Source organism: Sulfitobacter sp. DSM 110093 (assembly GCF_022788715.1).
GTDB lineage: Bacteria > Pseudomonadota > Alphaproteobacteria > Rhodobacterales > Rhodobacteraceae > Sulfitobacter.
This window is the reverse complement of the sequence record NZ_CP085167.1, coordinates 1,334,116-1,360,313: the sequence shown is the minus strand read 5'-3', so window position 1 is coordinate 1,360,313 and position 26,198 is coordinate 1,334,116. Positions and strand designations below refer to the sequence as shown.

At 61.2% G+C, this 26,198-nt stretch carries 23 protein-coding genes and 1 tRNA gene; 14 read left to right on the top strand and 10 right to left on the bottom strand.

The window, feature by feature from the left end; genetic code table 11:
* From DSM110093_RS06575 to DSM110093_RS06560, 4 genes are all read left to right on the top strand, one after another.
* Positions 1–1,008, top strand: a complete 1,008-nt coding sequence (locus DSM110093_RS06575; protein ID WP_243267242.1) for a 4-hydroxythreonine-4-phosphate dehydrogenase PdxA — start codon at positions 1–3, stop codon at positions 1,006–1,008.
* Positions 1,005–2,522 carry an aldehyde dehydrogenase (NADP(+)) gene (locus DSM110093_RS06570; protein WP_243267241.1) on the top strand — a complete coding sequence of 506 codons (1,518 nt, stop codon included), beginning with the start codon at positions 1,005–1,007 and terminating at the stop codon, positions 2,520–2,522. The genes DSM110093_RS06575 and DSM110093_RS06570 overlap by 4 nt, the downstream gene beginning before the upstream one ends.
* Before the next feature lie 415 nt (positions 2,523–2,937).
* Positions 2,938–3,891 (top strand): TAXI family TRAP transporter solute-binding subunit, encoded by a 954-nt coding sequence (locus DSM110093_RS06565; protein WP_243267240.1) that lies wholly within the window; start codon positions 2,938–2,940, stop codon positions 3,889–3,891.
* A 63-nt stretch (positions 3,892–3,954) separates the two neighbouring features.
* Positions 3,955–5,739: a TRAP transporter fused permease subunit gene (locus tag DSM110093_RS06560; protein WP_243267239.1), complete on the top strand. Its 1,785-nt coding sequence runs from the start codon at positions 3,955–3,957 to the stop codon at positions 5,737–5,739.
* A 198-nt stretch (positions 5,740–5,937) separates the two neighbouring features.
* Here the strand turns inward: DSM110093_RS06560 and DSM110093_RS06555 are convergent, their stop codons facing one another.
* From DSM110093_RS06555 to DSM110093_RS06540, 4 genes are all read right to left on the bottom strand, one after another.
* On the bottom strand, positions 5,938–7,920 hold the full coding sequence (locus tag DSM110093_RS06555; RefSeq protein ID WP_243267238.1) for a tyramine oxidase: 1,983 nt from the start codon (positions 7,918–7,920) through the stop codon (positions 5,938–5,940).
* Between the two features lie 74 nt (positions 7,921–7,994).
* Positions 7,995–9,413, bottom strand: coding sequence for an aldehyde dehydrogenase family protein (locus DSM110093_RS06550; protein WP_243267236.1), 1,419 nt, complete (start codon positions 9,411–9,413; stop codon positions 7,995–7,997).
* Positions 9,414–9,513: 100 nt separating this feature from the next.
* Positions 9,514–10,458 carry a helix-turn-helix domain-containing protein gene (locus DSM110093_RS06545; protein WP_243267234.1) on the bottom strand — a complete coding sequence of 315 codons (945 nt, stop codon included), beginning with the start codon at positions 10,456–10,458 and terminating at the stop codon, positions 9,514–9,516.
* A gap of 446 nt (positions 10,459–10,904) precedes the next feature.
* A tRNA-Leu gene (locus tag DSM110093_RS06540) sits at positions 10,905–10,988 on the bottom strand.
* Between the two features lie 124 nt (positions 10,989–11,112).
* Here DSM110093_RS06540 and DSM110093_RS06535 point away from each other — a divergent pair.
* From DSM110093_RS06535 to DSM110093_RS06520, 4 genes are all read left to right on the top strand, one after another.
* Positions 11,113–11,691 (top strand): YqaA family protein, encoded by a 579-nt coding sequence (locus tag DSM110093_RS06535; RefSeq protein WP_243267232.1) that lies wholly within the window; start codon positions 11,113–11,115, stop codon positions 11,689–11,691.
* Positions 11,688–12,155, top strand: a complete 468-nt coding sequence (locus DSM110093_RS06530; RefSeq protein WP_243267231.1) for a disulfide bond formation protein B — start codon at positions 11,688–11,690, stop codon at positions 12,153–12,155. The genes DSM110093_RS06535 and DSM110093_RS06530 overlap by 4 nt, the downstream gene beginning before the upstream one ends.
* Positions 12,156–12,290: 135 nt before the next feature.
* Positions 12,291–13,214: an arginase gene (gene rocF / locus DSM110093_RS06525; RefSeq protein ID WP_243267229.1), complete on the top strand. Its 924-nt coding sequence runs from the start codon at positions 12,291–12,293 to the stop codon at positions 13,212–13,214.
* A gap of 15 nt (positions 13,215–13,229) precedes the next feature.
* Positions 13,230–14,279: an ornithine cyclodeaminase gene (locus tag DSM110093_RS06520; RefSeq protein WP_243267227.1), complete on the top strand. Its 1,050-nt coding sequence runs from the start codon at positions 13,230–13,232 to the stop codon at positions 14,277–14,279.
* Positions 14,280–14,311: 32 nt separating this feature from the next.
* On the opposite strand, the gene DSM110093_RS06515 is transcribed toward DSM110093_RS06520, so the two are convergent.
* Together DSM110093_RS06515 and dksA are read right to left on the bottom strand one after the other, a co-directional pair.
* Complete coding sequence (locus DSM110093_RS06515; protein ID WP_243267225.1) at positions 14,312–15,478, bottom strand: FAD-dependent monooxygenase; 1,167 nt, start codon at positions 15,476–15,478, stop codon at positions 14,312–14,314.
* Between the two features lie 84 nt (positions 15,479–15,562).
* Positions 15,563–15,985 (bottom strand): RNA polymerase-binding protein DksA, encoded by a 423-nt coding sequence (gene dksA, locus DSM110093_RS06510; RefSeq protein WP_093927218.1) that lies wholly within the window; start codon positions 15,983–15,985, stop codon positions 15,563–15,565.
* Between the two features lie 168 nt (positions 15,986–16,153).
* Here dksA and DSM110093_RS06505 point away from each other — a divergent pair, with 168 nt between their 5' ends.
* From DSM110093_RS06505 to DSM110093_RS06480, 6 genes are all read left to right on the top strand, one after another.
* Positions 16,154–16,993: a MoxR family ATPase gene (locus DSM110093_RS06505; RefSeq protein WP_243267224.1), complete on the top strand. Its 840-nt coding sequence runs from the start codon at positions 16,154–16,156 to the stop codon at positions 16,991–16,993.
* Positions 16,994–17,200: 207 nt separating this feature from the next.
* Positions 17,201–18,571 (top strand): DUF2927 domain-containing protein, encoded by a 1,371-nt coding sequence (locus DSM110093_RS06500; protein ID WP_243267222.1) that lies wholly within the window; start codon positions 17,201–17,203, stop codon positions 18,569–18,571.
* 27 nt (positions 18,572–18,598) lie between these two features.
* Complete coding sequence (locus DSM110093_RS06495) at positions 18,599–18,769, top strand: apolipoprotein acyltransferase (protein ID WP_243267221.1); 171 nt, start codon at positions 18,599–18,601, stop codon at positions 18,767–18,769.
* Positions 18,769–19,956 carry a VWA domain-containing protein gene (locus tag DSM110093_RS06490; protein WP_243267220.1) on the top strand — a complete coding sequence of 396 codons (1,188 nt, stop codon included), beginning with the start codon at positions 18,769–18,771 and terminating at the stop codon, positions 19,954–19,956. The genes DSM110093_RS06495 and DSM110093_RS06490 overlap by 1 nt, the downstream gene beginning before the upstream one ends.
* A gap of 77 nt (positions 19,957–20,033) precedes the next feature.
* Positions 20,034–20,465, top strand: a complete 432-nt coding sequence (locus DSM110093_RS06485) for an OsmC family protein (RefSeq protein ID WP_243267219.1) — start codon at positions 20,034–20,036, stop codon at positions 20,463–20,465.
* A gap of 72 nt (positions 20,466–20,537) precedes the next feature.
* Entirely contained in the window at positions 20,538–21,221 is a 684-nt protein-coding gene (locus DSM110093_RS06480; protein WP_243267218.1) for a M48 family metalloprotease, read from the top strand.
* Here the strand turns inward: DSM110093_RS06480 and DSM110093_RS06475 are convergent.
* From DSM110093_RS06475 to DSM110093_RS06460, 4 genes are all read right to left on the bottom strand, one after another.
* Positions 21,218–21,769, bottom strand: a complete 552-nt coding sequence (locus tag DSM110093_RS06475) for a PIN domain-containing protein (protein ID WP_243267217.1) — start codon at positions 21,767–21,769, stop codon at positions 21,218–21,220. The genes DSM110093_RS06480 and DSM110093_RS06475 overlap by 4 nt on opposite strands.
* On the bottom strand, positions 21,769–22,995 hold the full coding sequence (locus DSM110093_RS06470; protein WP_243267216.1) for a class I SAM-dependent rRNA methyltransferase: 1,227 nt from the start codon (positions 22,993–22,995) through the stop codon (positions 21,769–21,771). The genes DSM110093_RS06475 and DSM110093_RS06470 overlap by 1 nt, the downstream gene beginning before the upstream one ends.
* A gap of 61 nt (positions 22,996–23,056) precedes the next feature.
* Entirely contained in the window at positions 23,057–23,329 is a 273-nt protein-coding gene (locus DSM110093_RS06465) for a hypothetical protein (protein ID WP_243267215.1), read from the bottom strand.
* The gene (locus DSM110093_RS06460) at positions 23,326–26,127 is read right to left on the bottom strand and encodes a glutamine-synthetase adenylyltransferase (protein ID WP_243267214.1); all 2,802 of its coding nucleotides are present in this window, start codon (positions 26,125–26,127) and stop codon (positions 23,326–23,328) included. Before DSM110093_RS06460 ends, DSM110093_RS06465 begins: the two co-directional genes overlap by 4 nt.
* Positions 26,128–26,198: the final 71 nt, after the last annotated feature.

Below are 26,198 nucleotides of genomic sequence, written 5' to 3'. Positions count from 1 at the left end.
ATGACCCCAAGAATTGGTGTTATCCCCGGTGACCCCAGCGGCATCGGGCCGGAACTTGTCGCCCGGCTGCTGGCCGATGACTGCTGCGATCAGGCGCAGATCCTGCTGATTGGCGACCGTCATGTCTTTGAGATGGGGCAGCGCCAAGCTGGGTGCGACCACACAATGACGGCGGTGAACGCGGGGGGACAGGATTGGACGGCGCATGCGCCAGTCGCCCTGCATGAGATGGAAACCATCGCGGCCGAGGATGTCGTCATTGGCCAAAGCACCGAAGCCTCGGGTCGGTCCACGCTACGGGTCCTCGACCAAGCGCTCGCCTTTGTTCAGGAGGGGGTGATCGACGCGATTGTCTTTGCGCCGTTCAACAAGGCTTCGATGCATATGGCCGGGATCGGGCATTCCGATGAGTTGCATTACATCGCCGAAAAGCTCGGCGTGACCAACTATATTTCCGAACTCAACACGCTCGACGATATGTGGACCAGCCGGGTCACCAGCCATATCGCCCTGCGGGACGTGGCCGACACGATCACCCCCGACCGCATCCAAGAAGCCACCCGCCTGATCGACCGCACCCTGCGGCAAGCCGGTCACGCGCGGCCCCGCATCGCCGTTGCAGCGCTCAACCCCCATGCCGGGGACGGCGGCAATTTTGGCCGGGAGGAGATCGACGTGATCGAACCCGCGGTGCGTCACATGGCGGGCGGTCAGATGGCTGTCACCGGCCCCCTGCCCTCAGACACCGTCTTTCTCAAGGTCACAAAAGGCGAGATCGACGCCGTGGTCACGATGTATCATGACCAAGGTCAGATCGCCCTTAAACTGCTGGGGTTTGACCGCGGCGTGACCGTTCAAGGCGGGCTGCCGGTGCCCGTCACCACCCCGGCGCATGGCACGGCATTTGACATCGCAGGCCAAGGTACAGCCGACCTCGGTGCCACCCGTGCCGCTTTCGAGATTGCCTGCAAGATGGTCAGAAATTCGCAAAAGGAGACAGCAGCATGAGCTTCACCCCGCATGGTAAACATTTGATCGCCGGCACATGGGTCGGCGCTGAGCAGACCTTCCCCTCCGAACCCGCCAGCGGTCCGGCGCATGATTTCAGCGTCGGGACAACGGCGCTTGTCGATCAGGCCTGCGAAGCAGCAGAGGCTGCCTTCTGGTCCTACGGCTATAGCACCCGCGAGGCGCGGGCTGCACTCCTCAACACCATCGCCGACGAAATCGAAGCCCGCGCCGAGGCGATCACCGATATCGGCACGCGCGAAACCGGCCTGCCCGAAGCGCGGCTGAACGGTGAACGCGGGCGCACCACGGGGCAGCTGAGGCTTTTTGCCGATCATATTCTAAAGGGCGACTACCTTGATACGCGGGTTGATTCAGCCCAGCCCGACCGGCAGCCCCTGCCCCGCCCGGAGCTGCGCATGGTCCAGCGCCCGATTGGCCCTGTTGCCGTCTTCGGCGCGTCGAACTTCCCGCTGGCCTTCTCCACCGCCGGAGGCGACACCGCCGCAGCGCTGGCCGCAGGATGTCCGGTTGTCGTGAAGGGCCATTCCGCCCACCCCGGCACGGGCGAGATCGTGGCCGAGGCCGTGCATGCCGCGATTGAGAAATGCGACATGCCAAGAGGTGTCTTTTCTCTGATCCAAGGCGGCAATCGCACGGTCGGTCAGGCGCTGGTGCAGCATCCGCTTATCAAAGCCGTGGGCTTTACCGGCTCGCTTGGCGGGGGCCGCGCATTGTTCGACCTTTGCGCCGCCCGGCCCGAGCCGATCCCGTTTTTCGGCGAACTCGGCTCGGTCAATCCGATGTTCGTGTTGCCAGAGGCGTGTAAAGCGCACGGTAAAGCCCTTGGCGAAGGCTGGGCCGGATCGCTGACCATGGGAGCAGGTCAGTTCTGCACCAACCCCGGCATCGCAGTCGTGCCGAAAGGTGCGGAAGGCGACAGTTTTGTCGAAGCCGCGACCGCAGCCCTGCAGGACGCACCCGCACAGGTGATGCTGACTGACGGGATCGCGCAGGCCTACCGCGACGGCAAGGCCCGGTTTGATCGGCGCAATGCCGTGCAGCCGCGCCTGTCCACCGAAAGCGAAGGCCGCAACGCCCTGCCCAACCTCTATGAAACGGATAGCGCGGCCTATTTGCAGGATCACGAGCTTGGGGAAGAGGTCTTTGGCCCGCTTGGCCTCGTCGTTCGGACCAGCTCAATCGAAGAGATGGAGAGCCTTGCAAAGGGGCTGGAAGGCCAGCTTACGATCACGCTGCAAATGGACGAGGCGGACACTGACACTGCACGGCGTCTGATGCCAATCATCGAACGCAAAGCCGGGCGCCTGCTGGTCAACGGCTTCCCCACCGGCGTCGAAGTGGCCGACAGCATGGTTCACGGCGGGCCCTACCCGGCCTCGACCAACTTCGGGGCAACCTCGGTCGGCACCCTTTCGATCCGGCGCTTCCTACGTCCGGTGTGCTATCAGAACATGCCAGAAGCGTTGCTGCATGAAATCGTTACCAACTGAGCCGTTCACCAAGTAAGTTGCCTTACAATTTTCGCGCGCGCCCAAAAAAAACTTTTGGGCGTGTCGCTTTGATCCATATGTTCCCGCTTATGCCGTAGGATATCGGAGGGCGATATCAGTCGCTAAGCGTGGGCTGCTTAAGACGGAGGGCTTGGATGTGTTTACACTATTGGCCCTTGGATCTTCGATAAGCTAACTTTGCCCCAAGCCACAGCGAACGGCTGCAATCCGGCCTTTCTCCCGCTGCGTCAAATCTGAAGGCTATGGCGGCCCGCCGTATTGATCTACCCGCCCGCCCCGCAACGGAACCGCATTCTCGACAAAGACACAGTGTGCTGCCACAAGGTCTCTCGAAGGCGTTTCGGCCCCTGTCTGGGCCAAACAGTGAGTCTTCGGGTTTGGAGGAGGAAACACTATGATTGCATTGAAACAAACCATCTGCGCGGCAGTCGCCGTGGGGCTTTTGGGCAACGCGGCCGGCGCGGAAACCCGCGTGACGTATAAGTCTGCCAAATCGGGCTCGTCCTACTATCAAATGGGCGTGGAGCTTGCCGAAGCCATGAAAGCGGGCAGTGGCGGAGACATTTCAGTCACGGTGGAAGAGAGCCAAGGCTCGGTTCAGAACGTCATGGAAGTGCGCGCGCGCGGTGCCGACTATGTCTTTACCACGCCGCCAGCGCTTGTCGGGCTGGCCCAAGAGGGCAAAGCGATGTTCGAGGGCAAGACGGCCCCCGCCTTTGACGACATTCGCGCCCTCTTCCCGATCCCCTCGCTGACCATGCATTTCGTGATGTCACAGAACAGCGACGCCACGTCGATGGCTGACCTTGAGGGCAAAAGCATTCTGCTGGGCAAAGGATCTTTCGGTGCCACGGAGGGCGCGAAGTATCTTGATATGTTCGGGTTGTCGGACAGCGTCGAGATTGCTGATGCTGAGCTGAGCAACGCCGTGGCCGCGCTCAAGAACGGGCAGATCGATGGCTTCGTCACCGCAGGCTCATTTCCGGCGCCCAATGTTGTTGAGGCCGCGGCTTCGACCCCCGTCAACGTGATCTCGCTCAGCGATGAGCAAATCGCGCAATCCAAGCGCACACGCATCGTCATCCCGGCGGGGACCTATGCGGGCCAAGAGCAGGATGTGACCACAACCTCCCTGCCCGTCGCAGCCTTCACGACCACAAAGATGGACGATGAGACGGCCTATCAGCTGACCAAGACCTATTGGGACAACAAGGCAAAGATGGCCGACACCTCGCCGTGGTGGGGCAATGTCACGCCAGAGTTGATGAGCAACATTACAACTGAATTACACCCCGGCGCGCTGCGCTATTACGAAGAAGCCGGGATCGCGACAAAGGCGTCGCAATAACATGCGGCGCGGCGCGGGCTTTCCGCGCCGCACTGCCCTCCATTCACAGCCGGAACTCCCCACATGAAAAACCTTCCTGAGAGCCGAATGGCGGCGAGTTTCTGGATCACACTCGCGGTCGCGCTGGTTGGCTATCATTTGGCTCTGATATTTTCAGGTCTGGTGCCGAACCTTATCAGCAGGCCGCTGCATATGGCCTTTATCCTCCCCTTTGCCTTGATTTTTGATGCGGACACGCCAATCCGGCGGATGACGGGCAGCATTCTTGCGGCACTGGGCATTGCCGCAGCGCTTTGGGTGGCCTTCAACAGCAATGCGCTCGGGGATCAATATGGATTTATCGAGAGCGACTTTCAGCTCGCGGTAGCGGTGACGCTGCTTTTGGTGGTGCTGGAAACGGCGCGTCGGGTGATCGGCTGGCCGCTGCCGCTGGTGGCGGCACTGGCGCTGCTTTATGGGCTGTTTGGACAGTATATTCCCGGCGAGTTCGGACATTCCGGCACGCCGGTCGAAAGTTTCTTTGGCACGCTGACCATTGCCGAGGGTGGCATATGGGGCACGCTTACAGGGGTTTCGGTGTCGGTCGTGGCGATCTTTGTAATCTTTGGCGCGGTGCTAAACGCTGGCGAAGCGGGACAAGGGTTCATGAATGTCGCGGCAGCGGCAGCCGGTCGTCTGAAGGGCGGCGCGGCGAAGGTTTCGGTTCTGTCCTCGGCGCTGTTCGGCTCGATCTCTGGCTCGGCCTCGGCCAATGTCGCCTCCACCGGCGCGATCACCCTGCCCGCTATGACGAAGCTTGGCTATCCCAAACGCCTTGCCGCCGCGGTCGAGGCCGTGGCCTCATCTGGCGGGCAGATCATGCCGCCCCTGATGGGCGCGGGTGCCTTTGTCATGGTTGAGCTTACGGGCGTGCCCTACACTGGCATTATGGCCGCCGCAGCCCTGCCGGCGCTGCTGTATTTCGTGGCGGTCTGGGTGGGCATCAACGCCTACGCCCGGCGTTTTTCGCTCAAGAGTATTGCCGAGGCGGATCGCCCCGCCCTCCGAGATGTGGTGATCACGTCGCTGTTCTTCCTCGTGCCATTCTCTGTCCTTCTCTGGGGGATGTTCATTGCGCAGTTCACACCTGAGTATTCCGCAGCCATGGCGATCCTGGCAGCGACGGCCCTGCTGTTTTTCAATGCGCAGCTGACCTTCTTGCCGCGCCAGATCGCCGACCGATTGGCAAGCGCGGTTGTGAACGCCGCGCGGCAGGTTTCATTGATCGCGTCGATCATTCTTTGCGCTTCGATCATCATCGGCGTGCTTTCGATCACCGGCCTCGGCGTCAAAATCACCTCGCTCATTCTCGAAGGTTCAGGTGGGCTTTTGTGGCCGTCGCTCCTGCTGACGGCCCTGGCCTGCCTGATCTTAGGGATGGAGGTGCCGACCACAGCTGCCTATGTGATCTGTGTCTCTGTGGCTGGGCCTGCGCTTATTGAGCTGGGCCTTTCACCGCTTCAGGCGCATCTTTTTGTTTTCTGGTTCGCACTTTTGTCGACGATCACGCCACCAGTTTGCGGGGCGGTGTTCATTGCGGCGGGGATGATCGGCGAGAACTGGTTGAAGGTCGCGCTGACAGCGATGGCACTTGGTATCGGGCTTTATATCATTCCGTTGGGTATGGTCGCCAACCCCGACATGCTGCGGCTCTCAGACGCCCCACTCGCCGCTCTTCTGGCGGCTGCGCGGGTGGCCTTGGGACTGACACTACTCTCCTCCGGTCTGATCGGAACGCGCCGCCCTATCCCGACCATTGTGCTCTGCGCGGGCGGTCTGGCGATAGTATTCTCAGGGCTCTGGATCTAATTCTCGATAAAGCTTGAGTTTGGGGAGAGACGTCTGCCTCAAGGGCATAACGGCCAAGAAAATGCCAAACCTCCTCGTTCTGCCGCTAGTTTCCAGACCTTTATTCAATACGATACTTCAACCCATGAGATACGTTACCTTGTGCTTGAGAAAGACGAACAGCCCGCGCTGCTCGTCTTTCTTCTTTCTCACACGTCCTTATTCAGGATCGCGGATCGTGATCGCCGGGTTCATTGGAAAGAAGTTGTGCGGCATAATGTGCACGGTCTTCCATTCGGTCGACATCACAGGCCAATCCTCGGTGCGGGGCACATGGTGGAAGCCCGCCGTGAACCACGTCACGATGTCCTGATCCTGTAGCGGCGCGTCTTCCTTGACCCATTGCGCCAGCGTGTCGGACCCGTCGCTTTGCAAAGCGAACTTGCCGCCAGCATACCGTTCTTCAGGATCATGCACCGTGTTCCATACCGAATTCTCGATATAGGCGTTGCGGATCATCGGGGGGTCGTTCTCAAAGTCGAAAGGCCCATAGGCGACGCTGCCGTGGTGGATCATGTAGCCCGGCTTGTGCCCCAACGGGCCTTTGCGGTCGGGGTTTTGCAGCATGAAGTAACGCGGCTTGAACGACGACACCTGATAGGTCGCCTCGGTCTCGGACTTCGGCATGTTGTGCTCGACCTTCCACAAGGACCTACGCGGGCTGTCGTCGGCCACTTCGGCGGGCACGATGTCCATCGTCATGAAGCGGTTGCTGGGCTGGTCGATGTCGAAATCGAGCCGGAAGTTGAAGTAGTGGTCATGGTTCGCCGCCACCAGATTGGGCGCGATGAGCGTGCCGTATTCTGTCTCACGCGCCGCCGAAGGATCGTCCATCGAAGTCGCATCGGCACCTTTCACACCGTCGAGACCTGTGGCACCAATCTTGATCTCCATTTGGCCGTTCTGCTTGAAACGGTAGTCGATCAGATAGTCATAGTTGCCCACTTCGGACGCTGTACGCACCACCAATTCAGTCTCGGGCCGACCCTCGGCGGGGGTGTATTGATCGGGGCCTTGGGCGAAGACCTCAAAGTGCCGCCATGCCGGATCGCCGATGTTGCGCTCAAAGATGCAGACCGCGTCGGGGATTTCCAGCGGCTGGCCATCGTCGCCCGCGATCATTGCCGGCAGGAAGGTCGCGTAAGAGGGGCAGTCGATCCCGGCCACCAGCGGGGTCAGGAACAGCCCGAAGCCGTACTCGCCACTGTCCATATAGGTCCGCCAATAGAGCCCGGCGCTCGGGTCCATATAGGGCACGAAGACCTCAGACAGATGCGCTTGATAGAGCAGCGTGCGCCACTCCTCGCCATCCTTCACGTCAATGTTCGAAAGCACCGGACCGGGGCGTTTGTCGACCCGCAGGCGCATGCGCCACATGTCCCATTCCAGCGCACCGTCCGCATAGGTGAAATTCGGCCCGCCCTCTTGGGTCAGCACGGCGGGATTCGTCGCAGCACGCTGTCGGGCGCGGGCCTCAATCTCTTCGCCCGTGTAGCCCCAGCCGTCCTCGGGGATTGCTACATTTCCCTCGTCGATCACACGCAGCGCCTTGCCGCTTTGCAGATCGACCACGGCATAGATGTTCTCAATCGGCTTGGCGTAGAAGTTCGACCCTTCAGGGGACACGTAGCAAGGCACTTTCATCAACCGCGTGCCATCGTCTTCGTCCGAAAAGAAATTGCCCGCAGTGAGCGGCAGGCAGAACACCTGATCCGGCGTCAGCCCGCGTTTCTCCAGCCCCGCGATCATGTCGGGATGCTCTAGCGCGGCGGTCATGGCGTTGGCGAACTCGTTGAAAAGGATCATCGGCTGGCCTTCGGTGGGGGCGCTGCTTTCGATCTCTCCAGTTGTCAGGTTCACGATGGTTTCGACAAAGCCGCTATTGTCGGCGTTGGACATATGCACCATCGCGCGGCGGTCGAGCGTGTCGCCCTCGTTCCATGCCAGCACATCGGCCTTGGGCGGCTCGATCAATTCGATCAGCGGATAGAGCGTGTCATCCCCCGCCAGATCGCCTGCGCGCAGGATTTCGTTGATCTTTTGGTATTCCTCACCGGAAAAACCATCGAGCGGATGCGCGAATGACGCCCCACCGGTCAGCGCAAGGGCCGCGGCCCCGCCGAGTAGAGTTTTACGTAACATGCTGTCTCCCTTCATGTTTTTCTTGAAGGTGCCCGCCATGCCGGACACCGAATGATCGCCCTCGCCTCCCAGCGTCAGGCGAAAATCACCTGAATGTCGGTGTATTCCTTCAGCCCCTCTTCGCCGAACTCGACGCCGAAGCCTGACTTCTTGACGCCCCCGAAGGGCGCGTTGGGCTGGATCATGCCATGGCTGTTGATCCAGACCGAGCCGCATTCCATCCGTTTTGCCACCTCCTTGGCCGCCGCCTTGTCTGACGACCAGACAGAGCCGCCAAGCCCCACGTCCAGCGCATTGGCCTGCGCCAGCGCATCGTCCAGATCACTATAGCGGATGATCGGCAGCGTGGGGCCGAATTGCTCTTCGTAGACAAGCGGGTCATCTGCGCTCATCCCGGCGATGATCGTCGGCGGGTAGAACAGCCCCTCGCCCGGTTCACCGCCCAGCAGAACCTGCCCGCTTTCCTTGGCCTGCGCCACCAGCTTCGCCACCTTGTCGAATTGCATCTGGTTCTGCACGGGGCCAAGAACGCTGTCCTCCTGCGTGCCTTCGCCCACTTTGATGTTGCGTGCATAGGCGACCAGTGCGTCACAGACCGCGTCGTGGATATCGTCGTGCACATAAAGCCGCTTCATCGCGGCGCAGGTTTGGCCGTTGTTGATGAAGGCCCCCCAGAACAACCCTTCGGCAATCGCTTGCGGATCAGCATCGGGCAACACGATGCCCGCGTCATTGCCGCCCATCTCAAGGGTCAGACGCTTCATCGTCTCGGCACTCGACTGCATGACTTTCTGACCCGTCCCGCAGGAGCCGGTAAAGACGATCTTGGCGATGTCCGGATGCGCGGACATGGCCGCGCCCATGTTGAAAGCACCATCAGCGGCGCTGACCGAATTGACCACGCCTGCTGGCAGTACTTCGTTCATCAACTCAATCATGCGCAGGGACGCGAGCGGGGTCATCGGGGATGGTTTGCTGACCACCGTATTGCCGCTGCGCAGCGCGGGCAGAATGTGCCAGACCGCGATCAGCACGGGGAAGTTCCACGGGGTGATTGACCCCACCACCCCAAGTGGCTTGCGGTACATCTCGACCCGGCCCTCAGGCGTGTCTTGCAGCACTTCCATCGGCAGCGACAGGCTCGCGGTATAACGCGCCCAAGCGACCGCGCCGCCCAACTCCCATTGCGAACCGATGCCGCCCAAGGGCTTGCCCTGCTCGGCGGTGACAAGCTGGGCCAACTCCTCCGCATGGGCTTCGATCTTGTCGGCCACGGCTGTGCAAGCGGCGGCGCGTTCTTCGTCGGATTTGGCTGACCACGCGGGGAAAGCCGCCTTTGCCGCGGCAACTGCGCGATCCAATTCTGCCTGTCCGGCATCCGGCGCTGAACCCGCTTGCCCGCCCGTGCCCGGATTGGCCACGGGGAAATGCACGCCCGTCTCAACCCGTGTACCGCCCGCGATCAGGCCGATGCTATCAATGGTGTCTTTCAAAATGTCCTCCGTCATCCCGTTCCGGCACTGTGCCGAAACGCCTCCTCAGCTTAGAGGTTAGGCGCGGATCGGATGGGCATCTTGGGATAACGCGACAGCCCTATTGGACGATCGCGCCACCACTGCGGGCCTGTGCGACAACGGCACCGGGGGTCATGCCGTAACGCTGCCGGAAGGCGCGGTAGAAATGCGAAAGATCGTTAAAGCCACAGCTATAGGCGCAGTCGGCGACAGCGACCTCTTTACCCCCACGGCGAGAGAGTTCTGCATGCGCTTGGGTCAAACGCAGTTGCAGCAGACGTTGACCCGGCGTTTCACCCAAGGGTTCAAAATAGCGTTGCAGGCTGCGCAGCGATACGCCCAAGTGCAGCGCCAAAGCGCTTGGCCCGAACTGCGGGTCGCGGTAGTGGCGGGTCATGAGTTGCAATGCGCGCTCCATGACCTGCCCACGTGCATCCAAGGTCTGGCTACGCCGCTCGTGGAAATAGGCCCCCATCAGCCCATAGAACGCTTCGCTCAACTGCAAGCCGGTTTCGGGCGGGCAGTGCATCATCTTGTAGAGCACTGCGCGCAGCGCCAGCCACAGCGGGTCATTGCGGTCGATCGCCACCCCGCCGTCACAGATAGCGCCGAACCTGCCGATCATCTCATCCCGCGGAAGATGCACTGAAATCTGATGCGCCAATTGCCCGTCATAGACAAATTTCGAGGGGCGGGTCGCGTCGACGATGAACATGTCGCCCTGCCGCAGAAGGGTTGATGCGCCGCTTTGATGCACCACACATTCGCCGACATCCTGCACCAGCATAAAGAAATATTCGCCCGGATCGCGCCGAATGCAGGTCTGAGTCCGGGCTGCTTCCTGAGCGTCGAGCGAGACCAGTGCGGCGTCAAAGCCGCCCATCCCCCGCTTACGCGCCCGACCATGAGACGGCCCATCGCGGCGCGCGGGTTCCACCTCGAACGCACCGCAGATTTGTAGAATATCGTCGCGCAGCACTTCGATGGGCGTGGATTCCGTCGAGATCCGGCTCAATGCTTTCATGATCGCATACCCCTTAGAAACCAGCGTATTGGCGCCTCTCGGAAGAACGCTAGCTCATCCATTTGCATGCATCAAGCGCAGCGAAAATCAAGCTGACCGGTGACCCGGTCGAATAAACTTTCCGCGCGGGGCACTCGGCAAACATGCCTATCCTTACGTGCTTCATGCTCTACGCAAACTCGCTATTGTCGAGCCTGCCGAAGCCAGAGCGAGCAATGCTGAGATCCAGGCGGTCACAGGTCAAAGCGCTGAGATGGTCGCGTAATATGGGAACGACGCCAGCAGGAAAAAGCTCAGTCGGTCTGCCCAAGAAAGACATGGATGAACAACGCGAGAACAGCCTAGTGAGAGGCATTTGTGTGAGTCACGTGATCGGAACCTCAAAACAAAGGCCCTCAGAAAACAAAATACCTGATCTTCCGTCAGAAGATCAGGTATTTGTATATTGGTACCCAAGGCCGGACTCGAACCGGCACGCCTCGCGGCGGGGGATTTTGAATCCCCTGCGTCTACCATTCCGCCACTTGGGCACGTGGGGCGATGTAGCCTGCAAAGACGGTGTGAGCAAGAGGATTTTCACAAAATCTAAGTCCTGTTTGCTTGACCTTGGTCACGCGACATGGTGATGCATATAAAACAGCCGGAGCCCCCCGAATGATCCGCCGCCTCTATGACTGGACCTTGGGCCTGGCCCAACATCGCCACGCCCTTTGGGCCCTTGCCGTTGTGGCATTCGTTGAAAGTTCATTCTTTCCCATTCCCCCTGACATTCTGATGATTCCGATGATCATCGCGCGGCCGCGCCGCGCTTGGTTGATTGCTGGGGTGGCGCTGCTCGCTTCGGTCTTGGGCGGGCTTTTGGGCTATGCCATCGGCGCGCTCGCCTTTGAAAGCCTCGGCCAGCCGATCCTTGCAAGCCTAGGTAAGGCAGACGCCATGGCGGAATTTTCGACCCGTTTCAACGATATGGGGTTCTGGGCGGTGCTGGTCGCGGGGGTCACGCCCTTTCCTTACAAGGTCATCACGATCATGTCGGGCTGGACGGGGATGCCGCTTGGCACATTCATCATGACCTCAATCCTTGCGCGAGGGCTGCGGTTCTTCGTGGTGGCTGGCCTGCTGTGGCGGTTTGGCGCACCGATCCGAGATTTCATTGAACGCCGATTGGGTTTGATGTTCACATTGGCCGTCGCCCTACTGATTGGCGGCTTTATGGTGGTAAAGGTTCTATGACGGGTAAAGCACTGACTTCATTGGCGACGCTCGGCTCTGCCGCGCTGCTGCTCGGCGCTTTCGGATTTCAGCACTTGGGCGGCTATGCGCCCTGTCAGATGTGCCTCTGGCAGCGTTGGCCCCATGCGGCGGCGGTGCTGATCGGGGCGATTTTGCTGTTGGGCGGACCGCGTGTTCTTGCATGGTTTGGCGCTGTGTCGGCAGCCGTGACAGGGCTGATCGGGGCCTATCACGCAGGCGTAGAATGGGGTTGGTGGCCGGGCCCGAGTTCCTGCACCGGGGGAGGTATGGATCTGGGCAGTCTTGACGGCGGGTCGCTGTTGTCGACCGACGGCCCCAGCGGCTTGGTCATGTGTGATGAGATCGTCTGGCAGTTGCTCGGGCTGTCCATGGCGGGCTGGAATGCGGTTTTTTCGCTGGCTTTGGCAGGTCTCTGGATCGCAGCGGCACGCAAGGTGGTTTAACGTCGGTTAGAATGCTTATTTTGAACATCCAAACCTCCACAATGATCAATCCACCTTGCAAATCGGACAGTTTGGCGGCTTGTCGTTAGACAGATGAACGGACTATCTCAGGTGAAACACCTGAGGAGTCCCCCCATGTCGAACGAACAGAATTGCATTTTACTGGGTGTGCCACTGGACAGCGGCAAGCGTCGTCGCGGCTGCCTGATGGGCCCAGACGCCTATCGCACCGCCGGTCTAGAGCAAGCATTGCGCGACCTTGGCCATAGCGTCAGTGACCGTGGCAATGTTGCCCCGGCCTCTTATCAACCGCAAGCGCATGAAAAACTGCACGCGCTGGAAGAGACGATCGCTTGGACCGAAAGCCTTGCAGCGGCTGCCGATGCGGCGATGGACGACGGCTTGCCGATCTTCATGGGCGGCGACCACGCGCTGGCGCTTGGCACCGTCTTGGGCGCAATGCGCCATGCCGAAAAGGCAGGCCGCCCGCTTTTCGTACTTTGGCTTGATGCGCATACGGATTTTCACACGCCACAGACCAGCGACAGCGGCAACCTGCACGGCACCCCTTTGGGCTATGTTACCGGGCGCGACGGGTTTGACGGCTTTCCAAAGATCGAAACGCCCCTGCCCCATGACAATATCGCCATGATCGGGCTGCGCTCTGTCGATGCCCTCGAACGCGCAGCCTTGCAGGAGACCACCGTGACTTACGTCGACATGCGTGAGATCGACGAGAGCGGCATTGCCAAACCCTTGCAGCGCTTCCTCGACAAGGTCGAAGCGGCGGGCGGGATGCTGCATGTGTCGCTTGATGTGGATTTCCTCGACCCCTCCGTGGCCCCTGCCGTGGGCACCACCGTGCCGGGCGGTGCCACAGTGCGCGAGGGCCATCTGGTCATGGAAATGCTGCACGACAGCGGGCTGATGACGTCACTCGATCTTGTCGAGTTGAACCCCTTCCTTGATGAGCGTGGCCGTACCGCGCAGCTGATGGTGGACCTCACCGCATCGGCCTTTGGCCGCCGCGTGTTTGACCGCCCCACCCGTGCCTACTGATAGAAAGACCTGAACATGACCAATCTCAAACCCTCCGAAAAGGCGCTGGTGCCTTTTGTTTCTGTCGATCAAATGATGAAACTGATCCACCATATCGGCGTCGAAGACATGCTGCGCGGGCTGGCCGAGTATATCGAGGCCGACTTCAAACGCTGGGAGCTTTTCGACAAGACCCCCCGCGTGGCGAGCCATTCCGAGAAGGGCGTGATTGAACTGATGCCTACCTCTGACGGCGATGTTTACGGTTTTAAATACGTCAACGGCCACCCCGACAACACCAAAGACGGGTTCCAGACCGTGACGGCCTTTGGGCTGCTGGCGAATGTCGATAATGGCTACCCGGTGTTGCTGACCGAGATGACGATCCTGACGGCCCTGCGCACCGCGGCGACTTCTGCCGTGGTGGCGCGACTGCTGGCGCCCAAGGGCAGCCATGTCATGGCGATGATCGGCAATGGTGCACAGTCCGAATTCCAAAGCCTTGCGATGAAGGCGATCTGCGGCGTGGACGAGGTACGGCTTTATGACATCGACCGCGCGGCAACCGCGAAATGCGCGCGCAACCTTGCAGGGCATGGCATCAAGGTTGTTGAATGCGAGACGGCAGAGGACGCGATCCTTGGCGCGCAGATCATCACCACCTGCACGGCGGACAAGCAATACGCCACGATCCTGACCGACAATATGGTGGGCTCTGGCGTGCATATCAATGCAATTGGCGGAGACTGCCCGGGCAAGACGGAACTCGCGCCCGCGATCCTGCACCGTTCGGGCATCTTCGTGGAATACCCCGAGCAGACCCGCATCGAGGGTGAGATCCAGCAGCTTGAGGCTGACCACCCGGTGACCGAGATCTGGCAGGTGCTGACCGGTCAGGCCGAAGGCCGCCGGACGGCGGAGCAGATCACGCTCTTCGACTCCGTAGGCTTCGCAATCGAGGATTTCTCGGCCCTGCGCTATGTCCGTGATCAAATCGCCGAGACGGGGCTGTTCCAATCGCTTGATCTGCTGGCCGATCCGGATGATCCGCGCGACCTTTTCGGGATGCTGCAACGGGCAGGCTAAGCCTGTGGGCCATCGGCGTTGGTCGGTGGCCTTTACCCTTTGGTAACGTCATGGGCGTAGAGCCAATTAAACGCGCCTAGCATCGCACCGGGCGCGAGTTTTGAGGCGATGCGCAATCCGCTATGGGCTGCCAGCCGAATGGGACCGGGCCGCAGGTGATATCGTGCGGCATTGCCTTCTGACGTTTTAACGATGCGCCGCGCGCGATCAATGCGGGCGGATTGGTAGGCGGCAAGGGCTTCGTCGCGTGGCAGGCGGCTAAGATGATCGGCCAAGACCCATGCATCCTCCAACGCCATATTCGCCCCCTGTGCCAAAAAGGGCAACGTCGGATGCGCCGCATCGCCCATCAGCGCCACCCCCTCTGCGTGCCATTCACTGGCGACCGGGTGGTAATGCAGCCCCCAAAGGGTCGCCTCGCGCACGGCTTGCATCATCTGCGCGGCTTCGCCGCCAAAACTGGCGAAGGCCCGGCGCAGGTTGGCGGGATCATCGCTGTGATGCCAGCCTTCGGCGGCCCAATCGGGGCGTTCTTCTACGGCGACAAGGTTAATCATGCGCCCCTCGCGCAGCGGATAGCTGACCAAATGCCGCCCCGGCCCCATGGTGACCCGTGCCTCCGGCCCATGATTGATGTCATTGGGGATCAGCGCACGCCACGCGACTTGGCCCGAAAACCTAGCTTGATCGGCTCCGTTCAACTGCACCCGCCCGACAGAATGGATGCCATCAGCGGCCACCACAAGCTCGGCCCGCCGCCGCCCGCCACGCGCCATCTGGACCTGAGGCAATGCGCCGGGATGGATAGAGGCGACCTGTGCACCGGTCTCGAAACTTACATTTTCGCGCTGCGCAGCCTCGCGCAGCAGATCGATCAGATCGGCACGGTGGAGAAAGTAATAGCGCTGATCATCAGCCAAGCGCATCAGATCAAGCCGCGCGACCTGCGCGCCCTTAGCATAATCGCACAAGCGCACCGCCTGCCCCCGTACCGCGCCGCGGGCTTTTAAACCACGCTCCAACCCAAGGGCGCGCAGCACGGCAAGGCCATTGGGGCTGATCTGTAGCCCGGCACCGATTTCGGAAAATCTCTCGGCCTGCTCCAGCAGGGTTACGGCCACGCCCTTGCGTGCCAACGCGGTGGCCAGCGCCAGCCCGCCGATCCCGCCACCGACGACAATCGCATTGGAAGGTTTCATGCCAGCCTCAGACCGCGCTTAAATTATGCCTAAATCACAAACGCCGAAGCGTGAGCCTCGGCGTTTGTGGTGTTCTAAATGGCTTCAGTCGTCACGGTGGACTTTTTCGCGCCGCTCGTGACGCTCTTGCGCCTCAAGCGTCATGGTCGCAATAGGCCGTGCATCCAACCGTTTAAGCGAGATCGGATCACCGGTTTTCATGCAGTACCCGAATTCACCCTCATCAATCCGGCGCAGCGCCGCATCGATCTTGCCAACCAGTTTACGCGCCCGGTCACGGGTGCGCAGTTCCAGCGCGCGGTCGGTCTCTTCCGACGCACGGTCGGTCACATCCGGAATGTTCCGGGTGCCGTCTTGCAATGCTTCAATGGTGTCACGGCTGCCTGCCAACAGTTCCGATTTCCAATTGATCAGCTTGCGACGAAAGTACTCAAGCTGACGGTCATTCATGAATGGCTCGTCCTCAGCCGGACTGTAATCGTCCGGCAGGAAAACTTCCTGCTTCATCTGTTTTTCCCCGGCGGTTTTCAATTCAGACATTAAAAAGGCCTGTCTCCCGACATCTTCCCTGCCGCAGCGTCTATCTGAGCGGGTAACAATTGTCACTACACAATCCCTTTGATTTTTGGTTAAAGGCCAAGGATCAAGCGCCCGTCACACGAGGTTGAAAACAAGATGAAATTTCAAGGCACCAAAGACTACGTCGCCACCGACGACCTGAAAATCGCCGTGAATGCGGCGGTTACCTTGGAGCGTCCGCTTCTGGTGAAAGGCGAGCCGGGCACCGGCAAAACCGAATTGGCACGGCAGGTCAGCGACGCCTTGGGCCTGCGCATGATCGAGTGGAACATCAAATCGACCACACGCGCGCAGCAGGGGCTTTATGAATACGACGCCGTGAACCGCCTGCGCGACAGCCAATTGGGCGATGAGCGCGTGCATGACGTCAAAAACTACATCCGCAAGGGCAAGCTCTGGCAGGCCTTCGACGCCGATGAAAAGGTCGTGCTGCTGATCGATGAGATCGACAAGGCCGATATCGAATTCCCCAACGATCTGTTGCAGGAACTCGATAAGATGGAATTCTATGTCTATGAGACGGGCGAGACAATCCGCGCGCGCCAGCGGCCCATCGTCATCATCACCTCGAACAACGAAAAAGAACTCCCCGACGCTTTCCTGCGCCGCTGTTTCTTTCACTACATCCGCTTCCCAGAAATGGAGACGCTGAAGCAGATCGTCGAAGTGCACCATCCGGGCATTAAGCAGCAGTTGCTAACCACGGCGCTGACGCAATTCTACGAAATCCGTGAGCAGCAGGGGCTGAAGAAGAAACCTTCGACATCCGAAGTGCTGGATTGGCTAAAGCTGCTGCTTGCCGAGGATATGGATGCCGAGGATCTGGCCAAGGATGGCCCCAACGCCCTGCCCAAACTGCATGGGGCGCTGCTGAAGAACGAGCAGGACGTGCATCTGTTCGAGCGGCTGGCCTTCATGGCGCGGCGCCAGCGGTAGGGCGGCAACACCTCGACGACTTTAGGTCAAAAGCGGGTATTTTCCTCGCTTTTGATTTTTTGCCTGCCTAGGCTTGCTTCAATCACGGGCGCCAAGACCCGGATAGAGCGACCGATGAGGCAGGCAAATGCAGGGACATACAGCGGCAGCGCCGTGCGAATTCTTTTATAGACCACGCCGGGATTGGCATCTTGAAAGCCCAAGCGCATGAAGCGCGGGGTGAAGGCACGGTTGCTCCTGCCGCTGATGATGCTGCTGAACGCCTGCGTGCCCGCCTCCCATTCCGAAGTCGCGACCCGCGCGGTGATCGCCGATAGCACCCTGCCCCCGATGAAGCAGTTCGCCCAAGCCCGCCCCACGGCGCCACATGTGTCGAATGCCGCCTTGACCGAAGATTTCCTTGATCTGTCCTTCCGCATGGAAAGTGGCCGCGCCCTGCCCGTGCTGACCCGTTTTGAGGGGCCGATCACCCTGCGCGTTCTGGGACAACCGCCCGCCACAATGGGGCCGGACCTTGCCCGGCTGCTGGCCCGTTTGCGCCGCGAGGCCGGGATTGAGCTGCGTGAGGTCACGGGCGGGGAGGCAAGCATCACCATCCAAGCGGTGACCCGCAGCCAAATCCGGCGGCTTTTGCCGCAGGCGGCCTGTTTCGTGGTGCCTAATGTCAGCACACTTGAGGAATATCGCCGCACACGGCGCTCACCCGTCACCGATTGGACCCGCCTGACCGAACGACGCAAGCTGGCGATTTTCCTGCCCAATGACGTGAGCCCACAGGAAAGCCGCGATTGTTTGCATGAGGAACTGGCCCAAGCGCTTGGGCCGCTGAACGATCTCTACCGCCTGCCGGATTCGGTCTTTAACGACGACAATGTGCATACGGTGCTGACCGGTTTCGACATGCTGGTACTGCGCATCTACTATGATCCGGCGCTGCGCTCTGGCATGCGCCGCGAAGAAGTGGCCGCACGGCTGCCGGGTATCTTGGCGCGGGTAAACCCCGGCGGCGGCACTGTCACCCCCCGCCCTGCCCGCGCAACACCGCAGGTCTGGAGCCGCGCGATCCAAACGGCTCTTGGCCGCGAGGTCAGTCGCAACGCCCGGATGGCCGCGGCCCAAGACGCCCTGCGCATCGCCCAAGCGCAGGGTTGGCAGGACAACCGCCACGCATTCTCGCATTACGCCATGGGCCGCGTCACACAGATGACCGATCCTGCCGCCGCGCAGGCGCATTACCAGATGGCAGACGCCCTCTATGCCCGCACCCCCGGCACCACGCTGCACCGCGCCTATGTCGCCACCCAGCGGGCGGGCTATGCGGTGACCATTGGCGATGGTGCCGGCGCACTTGCCTTGATCGAGCCGCATCTGCCCATCGCCGAGGCCAGCGAAAACGCCGCCCTTCTGGCCACACTCATGTTGCTTAAGGCCGAAGCGCTAGAGATCGAAGGCCGCGGCATTGAGGCGCGCCGCGTCAGGCTGGACAGCATCGGCTGGGCGCGATACGGCTTTGGCCCTGACTGGGCCGTGCGGGCCAAGCTGCGCGAGATCGCGTCCCTGAACCCGCGCAATGGATAGGCCCGCAAAATAGACGGGCAATAGGTTATGATAGCACTCGGATTGGCATTGATCGGCGCGATAATTGGCGGGCTGACGGCCCGCAAACGTGGCGGCAACCGCAAAGACATCGCGCAATATGCAACGGGCTACGGCTTTGCCTTCCTGATCGTCGGCATGATCGCCACGGTTCTTCTGGACCGCGCGCTGAGCCTCTGATGTTTCTGCCGTTCTTCGATCAGCTCCGCCGCCACGGTGTTCCGGTCTCGCTGCGCGAGTTTCTGGCCTTTCTGGAGGGGATGAAGGCGGGGCTGGCCACCTATGACGTTGAGGCGTTTTACTATCTCGCCCGCGTGTCGATGGTGAAAGACGAGCGCAACATCGACAAGTTCGACCGCGCCTTTGCAGCGGCCTTTAAGGGGTTGGAGAACATCAGCCTAGATGATGTGCTCGACGCCGTGGACCTGCCCGAAGACTGGCTGCGGAAGATGGCCGAAAAGCACTTGAGCGAAGAAGAAAAGGCCGAGATCGAAGCCATGGGCGGTTTCGACAAGCTGATGGAGACGCTGAAAAAGCGGCTTGAGGAACAAAAGGGCCGACATCAGGGCGGCTCCAAATGGGTCGGCACGGCGGGCACCTCGCCTTTTGGCGCCTATGGCTACAACCCAGAAGGTGTGCGGATCGGCCAGAAGGAAAGCCGCCACCAGCGCGCGGTCAAGGTCTGGGACAAGCGCGAGTTCCGCAATCTGGATGACAACGTCGAGATCGGCACCCGCAACATTAAACTGGCGCTTAAACGTCTGCGCCGTTGGGCACGCGACGGGGCGGCGGAAGAGTTCGACCTGAACGGCACCATCCGCGCCACGGCGGAGCATGGCTATCTGGATGTGAAAACCCGGCCAGAGCGGCGCAATGCCGTGAAAGTGCTGCTGTTTCTCGACATCGGCGGTTCTATGGATCCGCATGTGAAGGTTGTTGAAGAGTTGTTCAGCGCCGCGCGGGGCGAGTTCAAACATCTTGAGCATTTCTACTTCCACAACTGCCTTTACGAAGGTGTCTGGCGCGACAACCGCCGCCGGTGGGATGCGCAGATCCCCACCCATGAGGTACTGCGCAGTTACGGCTCGGATTATAAATGCATCTTTGTCGGTGACGCCTCCATGTCGCCCTATGAGATCGCCTATCCCGGCGGCGCGAATGAGCATTGGAACGCGGAGGCCGGTGCCACATGGCTCGCCCGTGCGCGGGATCAATGGCCCAACCACCTGTGGATCAACCCGGTGCCGGAACGGCAATGGGGCTACACCCAGTCGATCGCGATGATCCAAGAGATTTTCGGCCCCGAGGCCATGGTGCCGATGACCCTCGAAGGGCTAAGCCGGGGCATCAAGGCGATGACCCGCTGAGTGAGACTGTGCCTTGAAACTTTGCCGTGCTGCGTCAGTTGAGGTGACGAACGCAAGCACAGTGAAAGGACATTCCAATGGCTTCGATCGTAAAATCCGGCAATGCAAAATGGGAAGGCTCGCTCAAAGAAGGCAAGGGCCATGTCTCAACCCAAAGCGGTGTGCTGTCTGACCAGCCTTACGGTTTCAACACGCGCTTTGAAGGCAAAGAAGGCACCAACCCCGAGGAACTGATCGGCGCGGCCCATGCGTCTTGTTTCTCCATGGCGTTGTCGATGATCCTTGGGCAAAGCGACCTGACGCCCGACAGCATCGAGACCAAGGCAGAAGTGCATCTGGAAGAGAAAGACGGCGGCTTCCACGTGCCCAAAGTGCATCTGACGGTCGAGGCCAGCATCCCCGGCGCGAGCCAAGAGGACTTCGACAAAGCCGCGAAGACCGCCAAGGAGAACTGCCCAATCTCCAAGCTGCTGACGGCTGAGATCACGATGGACGCCAAACTCGTTTAATCGTCGCAAATATCACCGGGGCGCAGGCGTTGGCCGCTTGCCCCCGGCCCCCCCGCTCCCCATATTGAGCGCATGATCCGCATAATCCCCATTCTTCTCGCAATTCTCTATGCGCTGGCGATGTACCGCTTTTCCGCTTGGCGCACTGCGCGAGAGTTGGATGCGAAATCCAGCCCGCTGGTTGATCCCAAGTTGAACGACATCAGCAACCGTATGGCCAAGGCGCTCGACCTGCCGCGCATCAAGGTGCATCTTTATGAGATCGAGCCAGTCAACGGGCTGGCGGCCCCCGATGGGCGTATATTTATAACCCGTGGTTTCTATAACAAATTCCGCCAAGGGGCTGTGACGGCTGAAGAACTGGCCAGCGTGATCGCACATGAATTGGGCCATGTTGCACTTGGGCATTCTCGCCGCCGCATGATTGATTTTTCGGGCCAGAACGCCCTGCGCACGGCGCTGGCAATGGTGCTGGGACGGCTTATTCCCGGCATCGGCGTCTGGATCGCCAGCGGGCTAACCAGCCTGCTTGCGGCGCGGCTGTCGCGCAACGATGAATATGAGGCCGACGCCTATGCTGCCGCGCTGCTCACCAAAGCCGGGATCGGTATCGGCCCGCAGATTTCACTGTTTGAAAAGCTGGACGCGCTGACCCAATCAGCGGGCAATCGGCCGCCCGCGTGGCTGCTGAGCCACCCCAAGACCGAAGAACGGATCGACAAGCTGCGCCAGATGCAATTGCGGTGGGATGGCTAGCCGAGCGCCTTGGCCAAGCGTGGCAAACGGGCTTTTTTCAGCAGTGCCCGCAGTTCCCAGTCTTCGCCCGATAGCCGCCGCGCTTCTTTCAGCACATCTTCGGCCACGGGGGCGACCCATTCCGGCGATGCTTGCCATATGCCGTGCAAATAGCTGTCAGGATCGGCCCGGCTTAGCCCTTCTTCCGCGAGAATCTGGCGCGGAAAGTCTTTGGCATTGAGCGTGAGGATCATGTCAGCACTGCTGGCTACGGCGACGGCCAGCACATGGATGTCATCCGCATCCGGCAACCACAGCCGCGCCTGCAAACCGGGAGCCGCGTCGCGTTCGGACGCGGGCCATTTGCTGCGCAAAAGCGCGATCTCGGCCCGCGCTTGGGCTTCGCCCGTGGGACCAAGCTTGATCGCCGCGCGGGCCCATTCCTCAAGTATACGGGCCGACCATATCGGTTCAAACGCACCCCCGCGCGCCACGCCGAGCACCATCTCGCGCATTACCGTGGGGAACAGCACGCAGGTGTCGATCAGAACGCGGGGGCGGTTTTGCATTATAGACGGAAGAACAGCGACTTGAGGTAGCCGCTTTCCGCCAACTGCGGCAGTTGCGGGTGGTCGGCCCCGGCAAAGCCGGTGTGCAGCAGCATGGCGCGACGCCCGGCCCGGCCAATGCCGCGCACCGAGGCGGTCCGGAATTGTGCAAGGTCAGCGGCATGGGAACAGGAACAAAGCCCCAAAATACCATTCTCTGCCACCAGCTGCGCCGAGAGGCGCGCCACACGCTCATAGGCGCGCAAGCCTGCCTCGACCGCTTGGCGCGAGGGGGCAAAGGCGGGCGGGTCGCAGATCACCACGTCAAAGGTCTCGCCCTCATCGCGCAGGGCGGTAAGCACGTCAAAGGCATCACCTTGACGGGTGGTGAAACGGTCTTGCATGTTCATCGCGGCGGCCCCGGCTTCGGCCAGTTCCAGCGCAGGCGCAGACCCGTCAACGGCCAGCGCCGAAGACGCGCCATTCGCAAGAGCGGCGAGGGAGAAGCCGCCGACATGGGCAAAGACGTCCAGCACCCGTGCGCCATTGCGCGCGAGGTTGGCGGCAAAAGCGTGGTTAGGGCGTTGGTCATAGAACAGGCCGGTTTTCTGACCGCCGGTGAGGTCGGCCATATAAGTCGCCCCATTCATCGGCACGGCCAATGGGCCTTCGGGCGTGGTGCCGGCGAGCGTGACCGAGGCATCGTCCAAACCTTCCAGCTTGCGCGTGCGGCCCGCGGCGTTTTTCAGCACATTGGTCACGCCAGTCACCGATTGCAGGGCGGCCACGAGCGGCTCAAGCAGCGCATCGGCCCAAGCGGCGTTGGGCTGGATCACGCAAGTGTCGCCAAAGCGGTCGATGATGACGCCGGGCAGGCCATCGGCCTCGGCATGGATCAGGCGGTAGTAAGGCTGATCGTAAAGCTGGCCGCGCAGGGCAAGGGCGCGGGTGATGCGGGTCTCAAACCACGCCTGAGTGATCTCGGCCTCCGGGTCTTGGTCCAGCATCCGGGCGATGATCTTGGAGTTCGGATTGACCGCGACCAGCCCCATGGGCGTGCGGTTCTCATCCTCCAGCCGCGCCAGAGTGCCGGGGGCAAGGCCCCGCGTGCGGCGGTCGGTCACCAATTCATTGGCATAGACCCAAGGAAAGCCGTGGCGGATGGCACGGGCGTTGGCCTTGGGCAAAAGGCGCACCACGGGAAGCGTGGCGGGCTGCGGGGCGGAGGGGGTTTGGGGCGTTGTCATAGCGCCCTCGTACTGGGTTCGTGCCGTTTGGGAAAGAGGTTTTACACCACCCAAGCAGCGATCAGTTGCGCGCCCTACCACGCCAGCCGCCCCGGCGTCGCGGCGTGGTAAGCGTTGTCTGCCCCTCAGACAACACCCGCGTCATCGGGTGATCCGCGGCTGCCCCGCCGTATTGGTCCAATAAGCGTGCAATGGCCGCCCCGCTGTCGCGCCCTTCCGGTAGGCTTAACGCCCAATCAAGAAAGACACTGCGACACTCAGTGGGGCCGATCCCCTCCATCCGGTAGGATTCGCGGATCAATCCTTTAGGATCGTCGGGATTTACGTCAGTCATGCCCGCTCCTGTGCTGGATCCGGCAACGCGGCCGCGATGATATCGCCTGCGGTGGCATAGTCGGCCTGCACTTTAGCCTCCAAAGCGGAAAGATCATCACAGTCAAGCACTCGGCAAAGGAAACTTGTTCCCGCCTGCCCCAACGCGGCAGCGTCCAAAGGTTTGGCCGACAGCAGGCGTTTTGCACAGATCAGGGTCCATGCGTTGGTATAAGCCCCTGAAAGCGCAGCCTCGGCATCTGCATTAATCACCCCTGCCGCACGCGCCGCGGCCAGTCCTGCGTCAATCGCGCGTGCGCCGGTGCCGCCGATCAGCGCGCCCGCTTGGGCGAAAAGCTCTATGTCCTGCAACCGCCCCGCGCCGGTCTTGGCGTCGAGCGGTCCGGTCGGACTGCGCGCGGCGGCGATGCGAAGGCGCATCTTGGCCACTTCGCCCAGCACATTGTCACGCGGCGCGGCGCGGCCCAATATCTCTTGGCGCAAGGCTTCGACATCTCGGCCCAGATCGTCGGGGCCCGCGATTACCCTTGCGCGGGTCAGCGCCAGATGCTCCCACACCCATGCCTGTTCTTTTTGATAGCTTTCAAAGCTGGCGAGGCTGGTCGCCACGGGACCCTGATTGCCCGAAGGCCGCAGCCGCATGTCGATGTCATAAAGCTTGCCCTGTGCCATCGGGGCCGTCATCGCGGTAATCATCGCCTGCGTCAGCCGTGCATAATAGGTCCGCGTGGCAAGGGGCCTGCGCCCGTCGGATGTATCTACCCCATCGGCATCATAGATCACCAGCATGTCAAGGTCTGAGGTCGGCGTCAGCCGCCCCGCCCCAAGCGAGCCCATGCCAAGGATCACCGCCCCGCGCCCCGGTGGCGGGCCGTGGCGGGAGGCGAATTGATCGACAACCACGGGCCAAAGCGCTTGCAAAACGGCTTGGGCAAGCTCGGCATATTGGCGGCTGGCGGTGGCCGCGTCGATGAGCCCGCGCAGCAGGTGTACGCCGATCCGAAAATGCCATTCCCGCGCCCAACGGCGGGTACCGTCGAGGCGCAATTCATAATCAGCCTCTTGCGCCAGATGATCTTGGAGCATCTTGGTCAGCGGCTCTTGCCCCGGCCACTCGGAAAAGAAATCCCCCCCAATCACCGCATCGAACACACCCGAATTGCGCGACAAATGCGCGGCCAGTGCAGGTGATGTGGCGACGATATCGACCAGCAGATCCCCCAGCTGTGGATTGGCCCGCAAAAGCGAGAATAATTGCACCCCCGCAGGCAAGCCGGAAAGGAACCCGTCGAAGGCCAACAGCCCCTCATCTGGCTTTGCCGATCGCGCCAGCCGATCAAGCAGCAGTGGCTTTAGCCGCCCGAAGATATCCGCGCCACGTTCTGAACGCAGCGCCGGGTAGCTGGGCCAACGGTCCAGCACCGAAGTGTCAAATTGATGTGACGGACTGGCAGTTTCGGGCTCTTCGCGGGTGGCCGCAAAGAAGCTTTCGATCAGATCGTGTACCCCCTGCAAGCGGCGGTGTAGGTCTGCCTCCAACGCGTTCGTATCCATATCCATCATGCACGCGAGACGTTCGAAATCCGCTTCGCTCCGGGGCAGCGTGTGGGTTTGGGCGTCTTGCACCATTTGCAACCGATGCTCTACCGTGCGGTGTGCGCGGTAGTGATCACTGAGTGTTTCGGCGACCTCTTGCGGCACCCAGTTCTTTTCGGCCAGCACACTGAGCCCGGCCAGCGTGCCACGCGCGCGCAGTTCAGGGTCGCGCCCCCCGGCAATCAATTGTCGGGTCTGGGTAAAGAACTCAATCTCGCGGATGCCGCCCCGGCCCAGTTTCATGTCATGCCCCGGCAGGGTAATCGGGCCGCCCAGACCTTTGTGCTCGCGGATCGCCAGCCGCATGTCATGGGCGTCTTGGATGGCGGCGAAATCAAGATGGCGGCGCCAGACGAAGGGCCGTAGCGATTGCAGGAATGTCTCGCCCGCCGCCGTGTCACCCACAGCAGGCCGTGCCTTGATATAGGCGGCGCGTTCCCATGTGCGGCCAAGGCTTTCGTAATAGCGCTCTGCCGCCTCCATCCCGATGCAGACAGGGGTGACGGCAGGATCGGGACGCAGGCGCAGATCGGTCCGAAAAACATAGCCTTGGGCGGTGATATCGCTCAGCGTGCCCGACATGGCCCGCGTCGCTTTGACAAAAGCGCTGCGGGCCGCGTGGAAATCATCGGGCGCGAAGCGGTTCTCGTCAAAGAGGCAAATCAGATCGATGTCGGAGGAATAGTTCAATTCCCCCGCGCCCATCTTGCCCATCGCGAAAACGACCATTCCTGCGCAATCGGCCAGATCGTCCATCGTCATGCCGGGCAGCTTGCCGCGTTTGATCTGGGCAGCAAGCCCCGCTCTCAGCGCAGCGCCACAAGCGGCATCGGCGTAATCAGTCAGCGCACCGGTTACTTCCTCTAGCGACCACGCCCCGCCAAGATCGGCCAGCCCGGTCAACAGCGCCATGCGCCGCTTGCCCTGACGCAGCCCATCGGCCAGGCGGTCTGGCGCAAATTCCGCCGCCGCATCGCGGTTGGCCGCAAGCGCGGCTTCGGGGTTATCGACGGCCTGAGTAAGCCAATCGGCCTCCTTCTCCAAAAGCGCCATGAGATAAGGCGCGGTAGAGGCAGCGGCCGAAACCATATCGCGAAGGTCGGGTGCAAGATCAGGCAACAGGGCAGCGGCATCCTGCGCGCGCTCGCGGTGGTAGATGCGGGGGGAACGGGTGATCCGGGCGGCAAGGGATTGGTCTGTCATCTGGCCAGCTTTGCGGGCTGATCCGCACGGCGTCAATGGCTGCCGTCGATGAGGGTTGCGGCAGGGCGCGG

Coding starts and splice junctions, on each gene's coding strand:
- DSM110093_RS06575 (WP_243267242.1), top strand. CDS start 1: ATGACCCCAAGAATTGGTGTTATCCCCGGTGACCCCAGCGGCATCGGG.
- DSM110093_RS06570 (WP_243267241.1), top strand. CDS start 1,005: ATGAGCTTCACCCCGCATGGTAAACATTTGATCGCCGGCACATGGGTC.
- DSM110093_RS06565 (WP_243267240.1), top strand. CDS start 2,938: ATGATTGCATTGAAACAAACCATCTGCGCGGCAGTCGCCGTGGGGCTT.
- DSM110093_RS06560 (WP_243267239.1), top strand. CDS start 3,955: ATGAAAAACCTTCCTGAGAGCCGAATGGCGGCGAGTTTCTGGATCACA.
- DSM110093_RS06555 (WP_243267238.1), bottom strand. CDS start 7,920: ATGTTACGTAAAACTCTACTCGGCGGGGCCGCGGCCCTTGCGCTGACC.
- DSM110093_RS06545 (WP_243267234.1), bottom strand. CDS start 10,458: ATGAAAGCATTGAGCCGGATCTCGACGGAATCCACGCCCATCGAAGTG.
- DSM110093_RS06535 (WP_243267232.1), top strand. CDS start 11,113: ATGATCCGCCGCCTCTATGACTGGACCTTGGGCCTGGCCCAACATCGC.
- DSM110093_RS06530 (WP_243267231.1), top strand. CDS start 11,688: ATGACGGGTAAAGCACTGACTTCATTGGCGACGCTCGGCTCTGCCGCG.
- rocF (WP_243267229.1), top strand. CDS start 12,291: ATGTCGAACGAACAGAATTGCATTTTACTGGGTGTGCCACTGGACAGC.
- DSM110093_RS06520 (WP_243267227.1), top strand. CDS start 13,230: ATGACCAATCTCAAACCCTCCGAAAAGGCGCTGGTGCCTTTTGTTTCT.
- DSM110093_RS06515 (WP_243267225.1), bottom strand. CDS start 15,478: ATGAAACCTTCCAATGCGATTGTCGTCGGTGGCGGGATCGGCGGGCTG.
- dksA (WP_093927218.1), bottom strand. CDS start 15,985: ATGAAGCAGGAAGTTTTCCTGCCGGACGATTACAGTCCGGCTGAGGAC.
- DSM110093_RS06505 (WP_243267224.1), top strand. CDS start 16,154: ATGAAATTTCAAGGCACCAAAGACTACGTCGCCACCGACGACCTGAAA.
- DSM110093_RS06500 (WP_243267222.1), top strand. CDS start 17,201: ATGAAGCGCGGGGTGAAGGCACGGTTGCTCCTGCCGCTGATGATGCTG.
- DSM110093_RS06495 (WP_243267221.1), top strand. CDS start 18,599: ATGATAGCACTCGGATTGGCATTGATCGGCGCGATAATTGGCGGGCTG.
- DSM110093_RS06490 (WP_243267220.1), top strand. CDS start 18,769: ATGTTTCTGCCGTTCTTCGATCAGCTCCGCCGCCACGGTGTTCCGGTC.
- DSM110093_RS06485 (WP_243267219.1), top strand. CDS start 20,034: ATGGCTTCGATCGTAAAATCCGGCAATGCAAAATGGGAAGGCTCGCTC.
- DSM110093_RS06480 (WP_243267218.1), top strand. CDS start 20,538: ATGATCCGCATAATCCCCATTCTTCTCGCAATTCTCTATGCGCTGGCG.
- DSM110093_RS06475 (WP_243267217.1), bottom strand. CDS start 21,769: ATGCAAAACCGCCCCCGCGTTCTGATCGACACCTGCGTGCTGTTCCCC.
- DSM110093_RS06470 (WP_243267216.1), bottom strand. CDS start 22,995: ATGACAACGCCCCAAACCCCCTCCGCCCCGCAGCCCGCCACGCTTCCC.
- DSM110093_RS06465 (WP_243267215.1), bottom strand. CDS start 23,329: ATGACTGACGTAAATCCCGACGATCCTAAAGGATTGATCCGCGAATCC.
- DSM110093_RS06460 (WP_243267214.1), bottom strand. CDS start 26,127: ATGACAGACCAATCCCTTGCCGCCCGGATCACCCGTTCCCCCCGCATC.